At 65.6% G+C, this 17,020-nt stretch carries 15 protein-coding genes and 1 tRNA gene; 5 read left to right on the top strand and 11 right to left on the bottom strand.

Annotation, left to right across the window (positions count from 1 at the left end; all coding sequences use genetic code 11):
• Positions 1–82: 82 nt before the first annotated feature.
• From NCT05_RS35040 to NCT05_RS35015, 6 genes are all read right to left on the bottom strand, one after another.
• The gene (locus NCT05_RS35040; protein WP_250504487.1) at positions 83–1,216 is read right to left on the bottom strand and encodes a branched-chain amino acid ABC transporter substrate-binding protein; all 1,134 of its coding nucleotides are present in this window, start codon (positions 1,214–1,216) and stop codon (positions 83–85) included.
• Entirely contained in the window at positions 1,213–1,932 is a 720-nt protein-coding gene (locus NCT05_RS35035) for an HAD family hydrolase (RefSeq protein WP_008345631.1), read from the bottom strand. The genes NCT05_RS35040 and NCT05_RS35035 overlap by 4 nt, the downstream gene beginning before the upstream one ends.
• Positions 1,929–2,699: an enoyl-CoA hydratase/isomerase family protein gene (locus NCT05_RS35030; RefSeq protein ID WP_033535650.1), complete on the bottom strand. Its 771-nt coding sequence runs from the start codon at positions 2,697–2,699 to the stop codon at positions 1,929–1,931. Before NCT05_RS35030 ends, NCT05_RS35035 begins: the two co-directional genes overlap by 4 nt.
• Positions 2,696–4,045 (bottom strand): phenylacetate--CoA ligase family protein, encoded by a 1,350-nt coding sequence (locus NCT05_RS35025; protein WP_250504486.1) that lies wholly within the window; start codon positions 4,043–4,045, stop codon positions 2,696–2,698. The genes NCT05_RS35030 and NCT05_RS35025 overlap by 4 nt, the downstream gene beginning before the upstream one ends.
• A gap of 24 nt (positions 4,046–4,069) precedes the next feature.
• The gene (locus NCT05_RS35020; protein ID WP_250442225.1) at positions 4,070–4,474 is read right to left on the bottom strand and encodes a thioesterase family protein; all 405 of its coding nucleotides are present in this window, start codon (positions 4,472–4,474) and stop codon (positions 4,070–4,072) included.
• A 241-nt stretch (positions 4,475–4,715) separates the two neighbouring features.
• Positions 4,716–5,624, bottom strand: a complete 909-nt coding sequence (locus NCT05_RS35015) for a LysR substrate-binding domain-containing protein (protein WP_175982147.1) — start codon at positions 5,622–5,624, stop codon at positions 4,716–4,718.
• A gap of 102 nt (positions 5,625–5,726) precedes the next feature.
• On the opposite strand from NCT05_RS35015, the gene NCT05_RS35010 reads away from it, so the two are divergent.
• Genes NCT05_RS35010 through NCT05_RS34995 form a run of 4 tightly spaced genes read left to right on the top strand, consistent with a single transcriptional unit; the run spans position 5,727 to position 9,454 of the window.
• Positions 5,727–6,851 (top strand): NAD(P)/FAD-dependent oxidoreductase, encoded by a 1,125-nt coding sequence (locus NCT05_RS35010; protein WP_250504485.1) that lies wholly within the window; start codon positions 5,727–5,729, stop codon positions 6,849–6,851.
• 2 nt (positions 6,852–6,853) lie between these two features.
• Positions 6,854–7,156: a (2Fe-2S)-binding protein gene (locus NCT05_RS35005; RefSeq protein WP_008345641.1), complete on the top strand. Its 303-nt coding sequence runs from the start codon at positions 6,854–6,856 to the stop codon at positions 7,154–7,156.
• Positions 7,153–8,613 (top strand): NAD(P)/FAD-dependent oxidoreductase, encoded by a 1,461-nt coding sequence (locus NCT05_RS35000; protein WP_250504484.1) that lies wholly within the window; start codon positions 7,153–7,155, stop codon positions 8,611–8,613. Before NCT05_RS35005 ends, NCT05_RS35000 begins: the two co-directional genes overlap by 4 nt.
• Positions 8,614–8,659: 46 nt before the next feature.
• A complete protein-coding gene (locus tag NCT05_RS34995) occupies positions 8,660–9,454 on the top strand; it encodes an ABC transporter substrate-binding protein (protein ID WP_175982149.1) in 795 nt (264 codons plus the stop codon).
• Positions 9,455–9,634: 180 nt separating this feature from the next.
• Here NCT05_RS34995 and NCT05_RS34990 read toward each other — a convergent pair whose 3' ends face one another.
• Positions 9,635–11,731 (bottom strand): hypothetical protein, encoded by a 2,097-nt coding sequence (locus NCT05_RS34990; RefSeq protein ID WP_502801826.1) that lies wholly within the window; start codon positions 11,729–11,731, stop codon positions 9,635–9,637.
• 278 nt (positions 11,732–12,009) lie between these two features.
• Positions 12,010–13,386 carry a DEAD/DEAH box helicase gene (locus NCT05_RS34985; protein ID WP_250504482.1) on the bottom strand — a complete coding sequence of 459 codons (1,377 nt, stop codon included), beginning with the start codon at positions 13,384–13,386 and terminating at the stop codon, positions 12,010–12,012.
• Between the two features lie 267 nt (positions 13,387–13,653).
• Between NCT05_RS34985 and NCT05_RS34980 the strand changes: the two genes are divergently transcribed.
• Complete coding sequence (locus NCT05_RS34980; RefSeq protein WP_008345650.1) at positions 13,654–15,153, top strand: argininosuccinate lyase; 1,500 nt, start codon at positions 13,654–13,656, stop codon at positions 15,151–15,153.
• A gap of 46 nt (positions 15,154–15,199) precedes the next feature.
• Here the strand turns inward: NCT05_RS34980 and NCT05_RS34975 are convergent, their stop codons facing one another.
• From NCT05_RS34975 to NCT05_RS34965, 3 genes are all read right to left on the bottom strand, one after another.
• On the bottom strand, positions 15,200–16,417 hold the full coding sequence (locus NCT05_RS34975) for a GGDEF domain-containing protein (RefSeq protein WP_008345652.1): 1,218 nt from the start codon (positions 16,415–16,417) through the stop codon (positions 15,200–15,202).
• A gap of 104 nt (positions 16,418–16,521) precedes the next feature.
• Positions 16,522–16,761: a DUF3072 domain-containing protein gene (locus NCT05_RS34970; protein WP_116567874.1), complete on the bottom strand. Its 240-nt coding sequence runs from the start codon at positions 16,759–16,761 to the stop codon at positions 16,522–16,524.
• 81 nt (positions 16,762–16,842) lie between these two features.
• Positions 16,843–16,915: transfer RNA gene (locus NCT05_RS34965), tRNA-Lys, on the bottom strand.
• Positions 16,916–17,020 lie beyond the last annotated feature (105 nt).

Raw genomic sequence — 17,020 nt, 5'->3', positions numbered from 1 at the left:
TCTACCTGCGATGCGGTGGGTCAACGGCTTCGAATGTAACAGGACAAAATCCCGCCGCCCCGCGCATCGCGGCATCGCGCGCTCAGTCCTTCTGTGCGATCGCCGTGAGCGCCCCGCTGTTCAGCCGGTACACCGTGACAGGCGCATCGATCCAGTCGCCGTTGGAATCGAACTTGACGGGGCCCAGAATGCTGTCGAACGACTGATCGCGCAGCGCCTTCACGAATACCTCCGGTTTCGCCGATCCCGCCTTGCGCATCGCATCCGCGACGACGAGCGTCGCCGCATAGAACGCGGGCGCGTAGGTATCGACATCGGCGCTGAACGCATTCCTGAACTTCGCGCGGAAGGTCTTGCCCACGGGCAGCGTGTCGAGCGGCGCGCCGCCTTGCGCGCAGAACATGCGCTTGTCCGCGACGCCCGCCGAGAGCTTGTCGAATTCGGGCGAACAGATGCCGTCGCCGCCGACGAGCGTCGCGCTCAGGCCGAGCTCGCTCATTTGCCGCGCGAGCGTCGCGGCCTGCGCGTAATAGCCGCCGTAGAACACGACCTGCGGATTGCGCGATTTGATCTGCGTGAGAATGGCCTTGAAGTCGGTCGCCTTGTCGGTGCTGTACTCGCGCGCGACGATCTGCAAGCCTTCCTTCTGCGCGGTCTTGATGAACACGTCCGCGACGCCCGTGCCGTAGGCGGTGCGGTCGTCGATAACGGCGGCGCGTTGCGCGCCCAGCACCTTCGACGCATAGACCGCCATGCGCCCGCCCATCACGTTGTCGTTGGTGGCGAGGCGGAACACGTACGGATAGCCGAGATGCGTGAGATCCGGGTTCGAAGAGGCGCCCGTCATCATCACGACTTTGGCGTCGTTGTAAATGCGCGCCGCCGGAATGCTCACGCCCGAGTTGTAATGGCCGATGACCGCCGACACGCCATCGTCGACGAGCTTCTGAGCGACGTTCACGCCGACCTTCGGATCGCCCTGATCGTCCATCGAAATCAGCTCGAATTTCACCGGCTTGCCGGCGATTGCGAAGCCCTTCGCGTTCAATTCGTCGATGGCGAGCCGCACGCCCCGCTCGTCGTCCTTGCCGCTCGACGCCGCACTGCCGGTCAGCGGGCCGGCCACGCCGATCTTCACGACTTCCTGCGCATGCGCCGCGCCGCATAGCATCGCCGCGCATGCAATGAACGTGATTGCCGTCTTCATCGGTTTCATCGTGATTCTCCCGTCGCAGTGAGTGTCAGATTCTCAAGAAGGTCCCGTACCGGCGACAAGGTGTCGAACTCGAAATCCGGGCGCGGCTGCCACGCGCCGAGCGTGTCCGCGCCGCGATTGATCCATGCGACCGCCATGCCGAGCGGCTTCGCGCCGTCGATGTCGGCCCAGCTCGCGAGCGAGCAGTGCAACACGTCATGCGCCGGCAGCGCGAGGCGGTCGAGCGCCAGCCTGAAGATCGCCTCGGACGGCTTGTACGCCTGCGCCATCTCGGCCGTCGTCACATGCTCGAAGTAGCGGGTGAGCTGCGTGCGCCGCCACAGGTCGCTGTCCATGTTGGTGATCGGCATCAGCGGATAGCGCGACGCCGCCCAGTCGAGAAACGGCTCGGCGTCCTCATGCGCGGGCGACGCCTCGACGAGATGCGCGAGAAACAGGTCGGTCAGCTCGTCCAGCGCGTGGCCCTTGCGCGCGCCGGGCCAGCGCGCATCGAGCACGGCGGCGAGCGCCTCGCCCGCCACGTCGCGGTAACGCGCATACGCCTGCCCGCGATACAGCCGCACATTGCGAATATCCCAGTCGAGATAGATGTCGAACATCGCGTCGCCGGTCTCGATCGACAGACGCCGCAACACTTCCGCGATGCCGAGCGTGCCGCCGCGATCCACATCGACGAGCGTGCCGAAGTAATCGAACGTCAGGGCTTTGGGGTTCATTGCGCGCGCTCCTTTCTCGTGGCGAACTGCTTGACGCGTTCGGCGGCGTCGGGATCGGCGAAGGCGTCGATCGTCGCGTCGAACTCGAGTTCGAGACTCCGTGCGAGCGATTCGCTCAATTGCGTGGTGACGAGGCGCTTCAGCCGCGCGATGGATCCCGGCGATTGCTCCGCGATGCGCGAGGCCAGCGCGATCGACGTATCGAGCATGGCGTCGCGTGGCACGACGCGATTGACGAGTCCCATCGACATCAGCGATTGCGCGCTTTGCCGCTCGCCGAGCAGCCACAATTCCATTGCGCGTTGATGGCCGAGCGCCTGCGGCAGCAAATGCGTGACGCCGCCCGTGACGAACTGGCCCCACGCCATCTCCGGAAAGAACGCGACGAGATCGTCGGACGCCACGACCATGTCGCAATTGAGCATCCATTCGAAGCCGCCGCCGACGGCAAAGCCATGCACCGCGCCGACGACGGGCTTCGCGTTGAACATCAGATCGCGCGTGATGCGCTGAATGCGCTCGATATGCAGACGAATGCTTGCGTCAGTCGCGCTCTGCTCGCCGAACTCCTTGAGATCGTCGCCCGCGCAGAACGCGCGGCCCGCGCCCGTCAGCACGATGACGCGGCACGAGGCGTCGTCGTTCGCTTCTTGCAGCGCCTCGTGCAGATCGTCGAGCAGCGCGCCGCCGATCGCGTTCATGCGCTCCGGGCGGTCGAGCGTCACCACCCGAAGCGGTCCTTCCGTGCGTGTCCTGACGTAGCTCATGCGGGCTCCCTGTCGATCCAGCGTGTCTTGCCTTCGGTGCGCGGAAAGTGCTCGAACGGGACGATGGTCACAGCCGCGCTCGCGCCGATGCGTTCGCGCACGGCCGCCTCGATGCGCGCGGCGGCATCGTTCCAGCGTGCGACGGGCAAGCCGTTCGCGGCCTCGACCGTCATCGCGATGCGGTCGTATGGCCCCGGCCCTTTGAGCACGATGCGAAACATGCCCGACGCCCATTGCGGCAACGCCTCGACCGCGAGCCGCACCGCGCCCGGGAACACGTTGACGCCACGCACGTTGAACATGTGGTCGGTGCGGCCCGTCACGCGAAAGCGCCAGGCGCTGCGGCCATCGGGGCCGGCGTCGGTGGCCGTCACCGTGACGACGTCGCGCGTGCGATAACGCACGAGCGGCTGGCACTGCTTGCGCAGATGCGTGCAGACGAGTTCGCCCGTCGTGCCGGCTTGGATCGGCAGACGCGCGAGCGTGTGCGGATCGATGATCTCGGCGAACACCACGTCCGCCGCGTGATACAGCAGATCGGTCGTCCAGTCCGTTTGCCCGCCGAGAATGCTCAGCACTTCCGAAAGGCCGAAGTTCGCATTGCGCACCGCGAAGCCCCACTTCTCCTCCATCGCGGCGCGCAACTCCGGATTGTCGAGACCGGCCTCGCCGCCGAAAAGCCCGAGCTTCAGCCCCAGATCGCGCGGCGCGGGGCCGCCGGTCTCGCGCAGCACCTGCTCGATCAGCGCCGGATAAGACGGCGTGCACGAAATCGCGTCGATGCCGAGATTCAGGATCGAATCGATCAGAAGCCGCGTGTTGCCGACGCCGAACGGCACGACGGTCGCGCCGGCGGCTTCGAGAATCGTGTGATCGGTGAAGCCGCCCGTCCACATGCAGTAGTTGAGGCAGTGCACGACGCGATGCTCCGGGCGCAGTCCCGCCGCCCACATCGAGCGCGCGCCGACGCGGGCGATATCCGCGGCATCGCGCGCGCTGTTGGCGAGGATCAGCGGCCGTCCCGTCGTCCCCGACGTACGATGCAGCCGCGCGATGCCGCTCTCCGTGCACGCGACGTAATCGCCATACGGCGACGCGTTCTCCTGGCTTACGCGCAAGTCGTCCTTCTCGGTGAAGGGCATCTCCTGCAGCGTGTCGAGCGTGATGTCGTCGCGGCCGGCCCAGCGCGCGAGTTTCGTGCGATAGAACGCGGACATCGCGCGCAGATACGGCCAGTGAGACGCCCATAACGCATCCTGATGACGCCGCACTTCGTCGAGCGGGAGCGTCTCGAACGCTTCGTCGAAGTAGACGCCCTGCGCCGGCAAATGAACTGCTACGTTCATGTGTGGTCCTCTGTCGTGTTGGCGTTATTCGGCGCGGCGGCGTTTGGCGGCGCGTGCTTCGATCGCGGACCGCTCGACGATCGCCCGCGCGTGGCTCGCGGTGCCGATCGGCCCGCCCGCATCGGTGGCGACGATGTCGAACCAGTACAGCGCGCCGTCGATGTCGCGGAAGGTCGCCGTCGCGGATACTTCGGCGCCGAGCGGCGTCGGCGCGAGATGGTTGAGATGCGTCGTCACGCCGACGGACAGTTGCCCGTCACCGATGGCGTCGCGCAGCACATCGGCAGAAGCGCGCTCGATCAGCGACAGGAGCGCGGGCGTGGACAGCACGTCGGGGTAGCGCTCGTACGCGTCGCGCGCGTGGGCGGATGCGAGATCCGCGGATGTGACGGTGTGGGTGAGCGTGGCGGCTCGGCCTCGTTCGATCATGTGCGGCTCCGGGTTGTGTAGCCGCCAATAAGGCAAGGTCCGGGCCATATGCGCCGAAGCCCCGTCGGGCGGGGCTTCGGGCGATTTTGCAAGACGTTGGAACGGCGGACCGTTAAGATTCTTGACGTTTCGATTCGCTACGGACGTCTTGGCGGCTGATGCGGCAGTCGCTGCACGGTGATGAGCGTGCGCTGGCCTCGACATCCATCACGGATGAAACCGGGGCGAGTTCCGCATGAAGTCAGACCTCAGCGACAACCCGTCCGAAGGCCTCCCGCACGGCGTCGCAAAACGCGTCGGCCACAACGGGAACGGGCCGGGAGGCATTCGTCACGATATAAAAATGATCGTGCACGGCAGGCGCGAAACGCTTCACCGCCACACGTTGCCGTGCGTAGGCCGCCGTCACCGGGTCGATGAGCGCGACTCCCGCTCGATTGGCGACCAGCGCCACGATCGCTTGCGATAACTGCGCCTCGATCACGAGATTGCGTGTCACGCCCGCTTCCACGAAGACGCGGTCGATCGCGGCGCGGGCGTCGAAGCTGTGCGGAAACGAAACGAAGGGCTCGCCGCGCAGGTCGTCGGGACTCAACGATGCACGGCGCGCCAGGCGATGCCCGCGCGGCACGATACATCGCATCACCGCGTTCGGAAGCCGCTCGCTCTTCACGGCCGGATGCGGGATAGCCTCGGCGGTCAGGCCCACGTCGCACTGGCCGGACGCAACCTTGTCGACCACCGTCGTCGCACTGTGCGCGAGCAGACTCACGTCGATGCCCGGATGCTGCTCGACGAAACGCGCGATCACCGCCGGCAGCAGATCGAGCGCGACGGCGGGCGACCCTGCCACGCGCAGCGAACCGCGTCGCATCGCGCGAATCTGGTGGGCCGCCTGCGTGATCCGGTCCAGTCCGACGAACGCGCGCTCCACTTCCTCGAACAGCACGCGCGCTTCGGCCGTGGGCGCAAGCCTCCCCTGCTGCCGTTCGAACAGCACGAAGCCGACGCGGCTTTCGAGATCGGCGATAAGACGGCTCACCGCGGGCTGCGAGATATGCAGCGACTCGGCGGCGCGCGTGACGGTGTGTCGAAGCATGACCGCGCGAAACGCTTCGATCTGCCGGATTTTGAGCTCGGACATTTCCATAACATTGAATTATAGATGACCGATCATTCGGCATTTGACGGGCGTTTTTTATCCGCCGAAAGTTGCGTCTCGATACATCAATGCAGGCACAAAGCGCAATTCATGCACGTCGATCTCGCCCATAACACATGCTGCCGGTTCGATCTCGTGGTCGCGGGCGGCGGACTCGTCGGCATGGCGATCGCCTACGGGCTCGCGCGTGCGGGCCAGCGCGTTGCCGTGTGCGACGGAGCCGACTCCGCGCATCGCGCGGCGCGCGGCAATTTCGGCCTTGTCTGGGTGCAGGGCAAAGGCGGACGATGCCTGCCGTATGCGCAATGGTCGCGCGAGTCGTCGGAGCGCTGGAGCGCTTTCGCCGCGCAATTGAAGCGCGAAACGGGCATCGACGCCGGATTCGAACGGCCCGGCGGCATCGAGTTGTGCGAGACGGCCGAGCAGCTCGAAGCCGGCCGGCAGCTGCTCCAATCGATTCATGCGCAGGACGCATCGCTCGACTACGAAGTGCTCGACATCGACGCGCTCAAGGCGCGTGTGCCTTCGGCATCGGACGAACTTGCGGGCGCGCTCTATTCGCCGCACGATGGCCACGCGAGCCCGCTCTACACGCTGCGCGCCATGCAGCAGGCCTTTGCGTCGCACGGCGGCACGTATCTTCCGCATAGCGAGGTGCGCGAGATTCGCCCTCGCGCGGGCCGCTTCGAGATCGACACGACGCACGGCATGCTGCAAGCCGGACGCGTCGTGCTCGCCGCGGGTCTCGACAACAAGCGCCTCGCGCCGATGGTCGGCATGAACGCGCCGATCACGCCTCTGCGCGGTCAGATCATGGTGACCGAGCGGCTCGCGCCGTTTCTCGACTATCCGACGCTGGTCGTGCGGCAGACGCGCGAAGGCTCCGTGCTCCTCGGCGACTCCGCCGAGCAGGTCGGCTTCGACGACGGCCAGACACGCGCCGTCATGGCCGATATCGCCCGGCGCGCACGCACCGCGTTTCCGGCACTCGCGCATGCGCGCATCGTGCGGGCATGGGGCGCGTTGCGCATCATGACGCCGGATGGACTGCCGGTCTACGAGGAATCGGCGGCGCATCCCGGCGCGTTCCTCGCCATTTGTCATAGCGGCGTGACGCTCGCCGCCGCGCACGCGGACGTCATCGCACCGTGGATCGCGGGCGGCGCACGTCCCGCGATTCTTCATCCTTTCGTCACCACGCGCTTTTCGAATTAGACATGCCCACGCACTTCGAATCCCTCGCCACGCTGTCGACGCCGCTGGTGTGCATCGACATCGACGGCGCGCATCGGCAGGTGCCGACGCATTACACGGTCGCGGCGGCGCTGCTGGAAAGCGGCACGCTGGCGTGCCGGAACACGCCGGTCAGCGGCGCACCGCGCGGACCGTTCTGCATGATGGGCGTGTGCTTCGACTGTCTGGTCGAAATCGACGGCGTGCCGAACGTGCAGGCGTGCATGACGCGCGTGCGCGAAGGCATGCGTGTGCGTCCGATGTCCGGCAAGGCGAGACTCGCATGACACGGCATCCGGCACAGTCGAAGTGCGATCTGCTGATCATCGGCGCCGGGCCTGCGGGCATGTCGGCGGCGATCGTCGCGCGCCGCGCGGGCCTCGAGGTGTTAGTCGCGGACGAAGGCGAAGCGCCCGGCGGACAGATCTATCGCAACGCGTCGCGGTCTCCGCTCGCGGATGCATCCGTGCTCGGCGACGACTATCTCGCGGGACGCGCGCTGATCGACGCTTTCGAGGCCAGCGGCGCGACCCATCTCGCGCGCTGCGTCGTATGGCAGATCGAGTCCGGAAACGGCCGCGCCGTCGCCATGCTCACGCGCCGCGCGCACGACGGCGAGCCCGGCGGCACGCTCGACGTTTCGGCGCGCGCGGTGCTCGTCGCGACCGGCGCGCAGGAGCGTCCGTGGCCCGTGCGCGGCTGGACCTTGCCGGGCGTGATGGGCGTCGGCGCGGCGCAGACGCTGCTGAAGTCGTCCGGATTGGCGCCCTCGCAAGACGCCGTGCTCGCCGGCTGCGGACCGCTCTTGTGGCTGTTCGCATCGCAATTGCTGAATGCGGGACGCCGTGTGCGGGCCATCATCGACACGACACCGCGCGATGCCTGGCGCGCCGCGCTGCCTCATGCGCTCCCCGCACTCGCCGGCGCCGACTATCTGCTCAAGGGTCTGCGCATGATGCGCGCGGTCAAGCGCGCGGGCATCCCGGTGCATCGCCGTGCTGGCGCTTTTTCGATCGAAGGCGAAGGACGGGCCGAACGCGTGCGTTTCGTCGATGAACAAGGCGCGTCCCGATCGATCGACACGTCGCTCGTGCTGCTGCATCAGGGCGTGATTCCGTCGACGCAACTGTCGCGCGCGCTCGCTTGCGAGCACGAATGGGATGCGTCGTCGGCCTGCTGGCGGCCTCGCACCGATGCGCGCGGGCGCAGCAGCGTGAAGAACGTGTGGATCGCGGGCGATGGCGCGGGCATCGGCGGGGCGAAGGCCGCCGCGCACGCGGGCACGCTTGCGGCGCTCGATATCGCGCGCGAACTCGGCGCGCTCGATGCGCCAGCCCGCGATGCACGCAGCCGTCCTGCGCGGCTTGCGATGAAACGCCATCTCGCCGTGCGTCCGCTGCTCGATGCGCTCTACGCGCCGCCCGCCGCGCTGCGCCGTCCCGCCGACGACGTAATCGTGTGCCGGTGCGAGGAAGTCACCGCGGGCGAGATTCGCGCGATCGCGGCGTTGGGCTGCCAAGGACCCAATCAGATGAAGGCATTCTCACGCTGCGGCATGGGCCCGTGTCAGGGCCGATGGTGCGGCACGACGGTCGGCGAACTGATCGCGCAGGTGCAGGAGCGCGCGGTCGGCGATGTCGGTTACTACCGCATCCGCGCGCCGATCAAGCCGGTCACGGTCGATGAAATCGCCGAGTCCATCGCGCTCGACGACGACTTCGCACGCGGCGAATTTCCCAGTTGAATCCATCCACGACAGACGAAACGACACCCCACACACGGAGCCCCCAATGAAGACCACCCGCGCAAAGACGATGTTGACCGCCGCCGCGCTCGCCCTGATGGCCGTCAGCACGATGGCATCGGCCAAGGAATGGAGCACGATCCGCGTCGGCGTCGACCCGACCTATCCGCCGTTCGAATCGGTCGCGAAGGACGGTCAGGTCGTGGGCTTCGACGTCGACCTCGGCAATGCACTGTGCGCGAAACTCAAGGCGAAGTGCGTCTGGGTGCAAAGCAGCTTCGACGGCCTGATCCCCGGCCTGCAGGCGCGCAAGTTCGACGTGATCCTGTCATCGATGGCAGCGAACGCGAAGCGCCGCGAGCAGATCGATTTCACGGACCGGCTGTACCGCAATCAGACACGCCTCATCGCCAAGGAGAGCGCGCATCTGCTGCCCGACGCGTCGAAGCTCGCCGGCAAGCGGGTGGCCGTCGAACAAGGCACGGTGCAGGAAACCTATGCGCGGGAAAAGTGGGCATCGTCCGGCGTCGAAGTGGTCGCGTATCCGAGCTACGACCAGGCGTATGCCGATCTGACGGCGGGCCGCGTCGATGCGGTGCTGATGGATGCCGTGCAGGGCAAGCTGGGTTTTCTGGCGACGCCCGCGGGCAAGGGTTTCGCATTCGCGGGCGATGTGGTCTATGACGCGAAGATCATGGGCGACGGCGACGCCGCCGGCGTGCGCAAATCGGATCCGGAACTGCGTGAGGCGTTGAATGGCGCCCTCGCCGAAATGCTGCGCGACGGAACCTATCGCAAGATCGAAGCACGGTACTTCGATTTCGACATGTACGGGAAGTAATGTCCGTAGCTTGGCGCGTACACAGGGTCGCTCGTGAGGGCGGCCTCGAACACACGCTACCCGGCCGCGGCGGCGTCCTCGCCTAGTCGAAGCGGCGCGGCCAAAAACGTCCAGCAGTGCGCCGAAGAGGCGACTGTCCGTGGTCTTGCCGCGCCGTTGCTTGACGGCTTTTACGCCGCTTTATTTAGCGATGCCCACGCGTTCGCAGTCCGCGATCGCGCCGTTGCTGCCTTGCGTGTACTGCAGCGTGTAGCCGTTCTTGAGACCGCGATTGGACGCCAGCACGATCTGGCCGAGCGTGGTCGTCGTGGCCGCGCGCGTCGAACGTTGCTCGATGATCAGATCGGCGAGTTCGGGGTTCGCGCGCGCCGCGTCCGCATCGATGATGCGTCGCGCGTTCGACACGCTGCCGCGATACCAGCCGTAGAACGGGCGATACGCCGGACCCGCGTAATGGCTGTCGATGATCATGTACGGATCGAGACGCTTCAGCGCGGCCTCGACGTCGTCGTCGTTGAGGATGTACGCGAGATCGCCGCCCAGACGCGAACCCGGCTCGCCGATGTGCGCCGGATCGTAGCGCCAGCCGTCCGGCCCGTTGCGCAACTGCGACCACGTCTTGCCCGTCCACGTGACGACGTGCGACAACGCGATCGTCGACGTCGCCGTTTCGGGCACCGTCACGCCGTTGACCTTCTTCGGCGCCTGCGTGATATAGAGCAGATCGCCCGGCAACAGCAGCTTCGACGTCGCATCGAAATTGCCGTGGTTGATGTCGAGCAACACGCCCATTTGCTTGACGCCCGCCCATTTCGGCGTCGTCGTGGCGCCCGCGGGCGTCATGCACGCCTGCGTCGTGATGCCGGTTTCGACTTCGCGATTGTCCGTGGTCAAGCCCGCGAAGTTGTAGACCCACGCGGTGAAGTCGGAGCAGTCGACGCCGTGCCACTGAATCTGCGCCGGCTCGAGCGCGGCCGCGTTCGTTTCGCCCTTGCGCTGCACGACCTGCGAGCCGTCGATGCCGCTGCGCTGCGCCGTGCACGTCATGCCGTACTTCTGCGCCGGATCGGTCTTTCCGCCCGACGTGCTGCCCTTGGACGAGTTGCGATATTTCGGATCGGCTTCCGACGAATCGTCGAACGGCAGCCAGCCCGGAATATGGTGGTGGCAATAGTTGATGTTCTGATCGACCCAGTAATTCTCGACCGCGATCACCAGTTCACGCTGGAACGTGCCGCTATCCGCGCACCCGGCGGGCGCCTGGATCGCGCCGTACTGGCCGGCGAGCGGCCCCCAGCTGCTCGGCGTCTTGAGCGTCGACCAGTTGGTCTTCGTCAGCTTGCCGGTGAGCTTCGCCTGCACGTCGTTTCGGCGGCCATCGAAGAGCGCGAGGTTATCGGTCAGAAGCGCGACGCGGTCGCCGCACGTGCTCGCGCTGCCCTTCGCGGTCTGCACCGCGCCTGGCATCACCGGCTCGATCTGTGCGACCGACGTGATGCCCGAGCGGTTGCGCGGATTCGACATGTACGTCGCCGCGCCCGTCGTGATCGAGCAGTTGCCGCCGCCCGGCGCGCTCACCGTGCCGTCTTCCGCGATGTTGCCCGAGCCCGCGTGACACGACGTCAGCGTGTCGCCGTTGGCCGCCTGCGCGACGATGTCCTGCGTGCTCGCCTCGATGCTGCTGCCGTCGGCCGTGCGGCTTTCGGACTCCGCGCCGAGGGCGAGCGCCATCTTCGCGCCGTCCGTGACCGTCGACGCCGTGCCGGCCGCGACGAGTGCCGGCATGGTTTGCTGCACGTCGATATCGCCGGCGAACGCGTTCACGCGCGACATAGCCGCCGCGATATTGCCCGCGATAAGACCGCCCGCGGCGCGCGCATCGGCGACGATCGCGTTCGAATACGCGGAGACGACCATCTGCGAAGGCGCGCTCAGATAGACCGCGTCGAGTTCGCCGGCGAGCGTCGTCGCCGTGCCGTTCGCTTCTTCCTCGAAGCTGCCGCCCTTCACGCGCACGAGCAGCGGATAGCGCAGCGTGCCCGTCAGCTTGAACGTGCCGTCGCTGCCGGTCGTGGCGATGGCGGAAGCCTTGTCGGCGACGGTGCCGTCGGCCGCGATCTCGTGCACGGTCACCGATGCGTTCGCGACCGGGCCCATGTATACGCCGCCCGACGTCGACGGAGTCGATCCGCCGCACGCGGACAGACACAGGGAAAACGCCGCGCTCGCCGCGGCGGTAAAAGGAATGGGCTTCACGATGACCTTACCGATAAGGATGCGGGCGCGGCGATGAACCGCGCTTGATGTGTCCGATGCGGCTTTCGGGAAGCCGACCATCGACGTCATCAGCGTAAGGCAAGCGTCAGCACCGCGATCCGGCGATCAGACTCGAAAACGGCCGGTTGTTCAGCGGATTTGAAAGGCTAAAGAAGAGCGGATCGTGGCCGCGCGGCGCATCCGTGACGTCACGCTCGACCGCCGTGCCATGACAGGGTCTCGCTGATTGCTCTCGGCCACTAGCGGTCGTTTATCGCCACGCTGAGGTTCAGACCGGATCAGGGTCGCCGTTTGCTTCGCCCATCAGCGGATTTACCAGCGGGCTTGCGCGACCCCGCCGCTGGCTTGCCGGCGGATTTGCCGCGTGGCTTCTGTACGCCGAAAGGATTGCTGCCAGGCGAGATCATGCCTTTGTCCGCGGTCGCAACGCGGGACGTCGCGGCCGGCGCGACTTTGGGCTTCTTCGGCTTTTTGGGTTTCTTGATGATCTGGCCCGTCGCGCTGGTTTGCGGCACGCGGTGTTCGGCCTCGAAACCCGGCTCTTCTTCACGCGGCAGCGTTTGCCGGATCAGCGCTTCGATCGCGGCCAGTTGCGGCGCTTCATCGGCACACACCAAGGACACCGCCACACCGCTGGCGCCCGCGCGTCCGGTACGGCCAATACGGTGCACATAGTCCTGCGCGACGATCGGCAGATCGACGTTGATCACCAGCGGCAAGTCATCGATATCCAGCCCGCGCGCGGCTACGTCGGTGGCGACCAGCATGCTCACTTCGCCCGTCTTGAAGCGCTCGAGCGCACGCAAGCGCGCGGGTTGCGGCTTGTCGCCGTGAATGGTGTCGACGGCGTATCCCGCTTCATCCAGCATCGCCGCCAGATAATCCACGCCATTGCGGGTTTTGACGAACACCAGCGCGTGTTCCCAGTTGTTCTCGGCCACGAGATGCATGAAGAGATCAGGCTTGTTTCTCTTGTCCACCGGCACGACCCACTGCCTGATCTTGCTGGCCGTCGCATTGGGCGGACTGACGCTGATATTGACCGGCCCGCGCAGAATGCCCGCCGCCATCGCGCGGATATCGTCGGTGAAGGTGGCGGAGAACAGCAGCGTCTGGCGCTCGGTCGGCAACGCCGCAAAGACAGCGTTGAGTTCGCGCGCAAAGCCGAGATCGAGCATGCGGTCGGCTTCGTCCAGCACGAGCGTCTGCACTTGATCGAACTGCACCGCGTTCTGCCGATTGAGATCCAGCAAACGGCCCGGCGTGGCGACGAGCACATCGACGCCCTTGCGCAACTTCATCATCTGCGGATTGATGCTCACACCGCCGTAGGCGGCCAGATATCGCAAGTCGAGGCCTTTGCCGTATTCGATGAAGCTCTGCAGCACCTGTTCTGCCAGCTCACGCGTAGGCACCAGCACCAGAACGCGCGCCCGGTTGCTGGACACCGGCGGACCGTGCTGCACCAGCCGTTGCAACAGCGGCAGCGCAAAACCCGCCGTCTTGCCAGTGCCGGTCTGCGCCGCAGCCATGACGTCCTTGCCGCCGAGCACGGCAGGAATCGCCTTCGCCTGCACCGGCGTAGGTGTCCGATATTCGAGGTCCTGCAGATTACGTAATAACGGACCGATCAGGCCAAGCGAGGCGAAGGACATGCACGTATTCCGGGCTAAAACCGCAATTTTAGCTTTACGAAGCGCGCATCGGCGGCGCGCGCGATCGAAAGCGGCGCGAAAGCTCGGGTTCCAGATTCGCATCGATGAACCCGCCGCGCTTGCGAGATCGAGGAGACACCGCGATGACCCGCTTCATCGATTGCGATGATGGATGAAAAGGCCCGCGTTTAGAATGCGCTCTTCGCTATCGGCGCAACGGCTATTCGAACAAACGCTGTCACTGCAGCGACAAGGACAATCGAGACCATGCTCAGAAAGAAGGTAATTCCGCTCGCTTTCGCGATTCTTCTCCATGCGTTGCCCGCGAGCGCCCAGCAGACGACGAACCGCGACGAGTTTTACTGGCTCGGCGAAATCAACAAGGCTACCGCGGTCATCAATAGTCAGGAAGGGTTGCTGGACAAGGCGTTGGTGCCCGGCATCGCGGCAGGCCTCGCCAAAGTGATTCACGACGGCAATCAACCCGGCGGCAAGCGCCCTTCCACCGTCATCACATTCGAGCCGCTGCTGATTCAAGCCGCAGGAATGGATGTGACGCTGCTGCACGCCGGGCGCTCCAGCCAGGACATGCATGCCACGTATCGCGCCGCCATCTTGCGCGACGATATGCTGCGCCTCGCCGAACAGTTGAACAAGACATCCGCGACGCTCGTGACGCTGGCGCAAAAGCACGAGCGCACCATCGTGCCGAATTACACCAATGGCGTCGCCGCCCAGCCGAACAGCTACGGGCATTATCTGCTCGGTTACGCTGCCGCCCTCGATCGCGACGCGCAGCGCATCCGCGAAGCGTACGCACGCATCGATCTGTGCCCGATGGGAACCACGGTGCTGAACGGCACGAGCTGGCCGCTGGACCGCGTTCGCATGGCGCAATATCTGGGCTTCGCCGACATCGTCGACAACGCCTACGACGCGCATCAGATCGCCGCGGTCGATCATCCGGTAGAAGTCGGCTCGATCGTGACGAGCATCGCGCTTCATGCGGGCAGTTTCATCGAGGACGTCATGACGCAATATGCGCAGCCGCGTCCGTGGATTCTGCTTCAGGAAGGCGGCAACAACACCTACGTTTCCAGCGCGATGCCTCAGAAGCGCAATCCGGGCCTGCTGAATTCGACACGCGCGGATGCATCGACTGCCATCACGCTCGCGATGGGACCGGTCATTCGCGCACACAATCTGCCGCCCGGCATGCCGGACGCGAAGGAAGTCAGGGACAACAAGGAAATGGTGAACAGCGCTATCACCGTCCTGCGCAAATGGGACGACATTCTCAAGGCTTTGGTGATCGATCAGGGCCGGGCGCTGGAGGAACTGAACAGCGACTGGACCGCATCGCAGGAAGTCGCCGACGTGCTGATGCGCAAATACAAGCTGCCTTTCCGATTGGGCCACCACTTCGCGTCGGAGGTCGTGGAATACGCGCGAGCGAACGATATCAAGCCCAGCGATTTCCCCTACGATCAGGCGCAGCGCATCTACGCCGAAACGACCAAAGGCTACGGCAACGGCGTGCTGCCGATGAGCGAAGAGGAATTTCGTTCGACGCTGAATCCGGCGGCTATCGTCGATAACCGGCGTACCGTCGGCGGGCCTCAACCGGCCGAGATGGAACGCATGCTGACTGCGGCAAGAGCGAAGATCGCGCAGCAGGACGCATGGGTGGCCGAGAAGCGCAAGACGATCGATTCATCGTTGGCCGGACTCGATCGTGACTTCGACAAGCTCTTGAGCAGCCGGTGATCGTCCGGGCGTTGCAACGGGCTTCTCGACCCAGGCGAATGAACGCTCAGAGCGCCGTCAGACGGCGGTCCGGCGCATCGTCGAGATTCGCGCGGGCCGTCGCGGCTCGCGCGATTTCAAGCCGGTTGCCGCCGCGCGATTTTGCGCTGTAGAGCGCGCGATCCGCGGCAGCGAGCACTTTTTCCAGCGTGTCTTCATCGGTGCCGATGCGTGCCATGCCGATACTCACCGTCGCCTCGATCTCCACGCCGCCCGCCGTGCGCGTGACGGTCTGCGCGAAGCGGCGAACGACGGCTTCGGCCAGGTCTTTCGCGCGGGCGCTTTCGTGCCCCGGCAACAGCGCGGCAAACTCTTCGCCGCCGATGCGCGCCAGGATCACATCGCGTCCGAGCACGCTGCGCAGAATCTTCGCGAACGACTTCAGTACGTCATCGCCGGCTTCGTGGCCGAAGCGGTCATTGATCGCCTTGAAGCGGTCGAGGTCGAGCGCGAGACACGACGCCGGCGGAAAGGCGTCGCTTTCGCGGATGACGCGTGCGCCTTCTTCGAAGAACCATCGGCGGTTGCCGAGACCCGTGAGGTAATCGGTCTGCGATTCGCGTCGCAGATCGGCGTGGGCTTCGTCGCGCGCGAGGCGCAGGAGCGTCATCGGCAGAACGACGGAATAGAGCACGCCTTCATACATCGTCGCCTGACCGGCGATCGCCAGCAACTGCGGTCCGAACGACGCCGCCAGCCACGGCAGAATCGCGGCCCTGAATGCGTAGAAGAGCGCGTGGCCGCCCGTGACGGCCACGGCGATGTTGCGCGACTGCTTCCATTTCGAATCCCGCGTGCCGAGGAGTTCGCGCGCAGTCAGACCGCACACCACGGCAATGGGAATGGCGCTGATGTACGCCCACATGACCGCTTCGCCGCGCTTGCCCGCGATGGCCCAGGCGAGCGCGAGCATCGACAGGATGCCGACGGCGAACCGGCCGTAGCGGCGTCCGTTCAGGAGCGCGACGCCTTGCAGATTGAGCAGATACCCGCCGACGATGATGAGATTCGACACCGCGGCCCCCACGACGCCGGGGAGGCCGGGCACGCCGTGCCGCATCGACGCGGCGGCGCAGCCGAGCGCGAGCGTCGCATAACCGGCCGCGAGCACGCCGAGTTCGCGCCTGCGCCGCGGATACGACCGGCGCTCCCAGAGCGTCAGCGCGCTGCTGGCGAGGAGCGTTCCTATCGCTAACAGGTAAAGGGTGATGAGGTCGACACGCATGCGCTCGTTAAGCCTTCTTCCGGCCGAAGACGATCTGACATGACTCGTTTACGGCGGCAGAATCGGAAAATTTAGGCACGCGTGCCGGATTCGGACGCGTGCCGTCAGCCTGATTTACCGCGCCCCGTCTTTTGCTGAAGTTCGTCGATGCGGCGGGACGCGTCGGCTTTCGTCAGGGTTTCGTCGAAAGGTTCCTTGGCTTCTTCGCAGAGCGTTTTGAGGTAAGACGCCTGCGCGCCGGTCATCGGCTCATCGCCTGTGGTCCAGTCGGCGGGGTCTTTTTCCGCGTTCGACGTCGGGTGCGATTTGGGGTTGTCATGCGGATCGGCGGATTTCTGGGTCATGCTGGGATCTCCTTGCAATGCCCCTTGCTGCGCAAAGAATGTGCCCTGCCTGGGCGAAAGCCCCGACGTGTGATGCCGATATGGGCCGTACTGGATTCGAACCAGTGACCAACGGATTAAAAGTCCGCTGCTCTACCAACTGAGCTAACGGCCCGGCTCGCCCGATCTCCGCCCGCCACAAAGGCGCTTCTTGGGTGCCTGCCCTGGCCGATGGCCGGCAATCGCGTGTATGTCCGCGCGAGCGCTCCTTGATGACGGT

It is taken from the genome of Caballeronia sp. AZ7_KS35 (assembly GCF_023631045.1).
GTDB lineage: Bacteria > Pseudomonadota > Gammaproteobacteria > Burkholderiales > Burkholderiaceae > Caballeronia > Caballeronia zhejiangensis.
The sequence above is the reverse complement of the archived record's forward strand: the minus strand, read 5'-3'. Positions and strand labels throughout refer to the sequence as shown.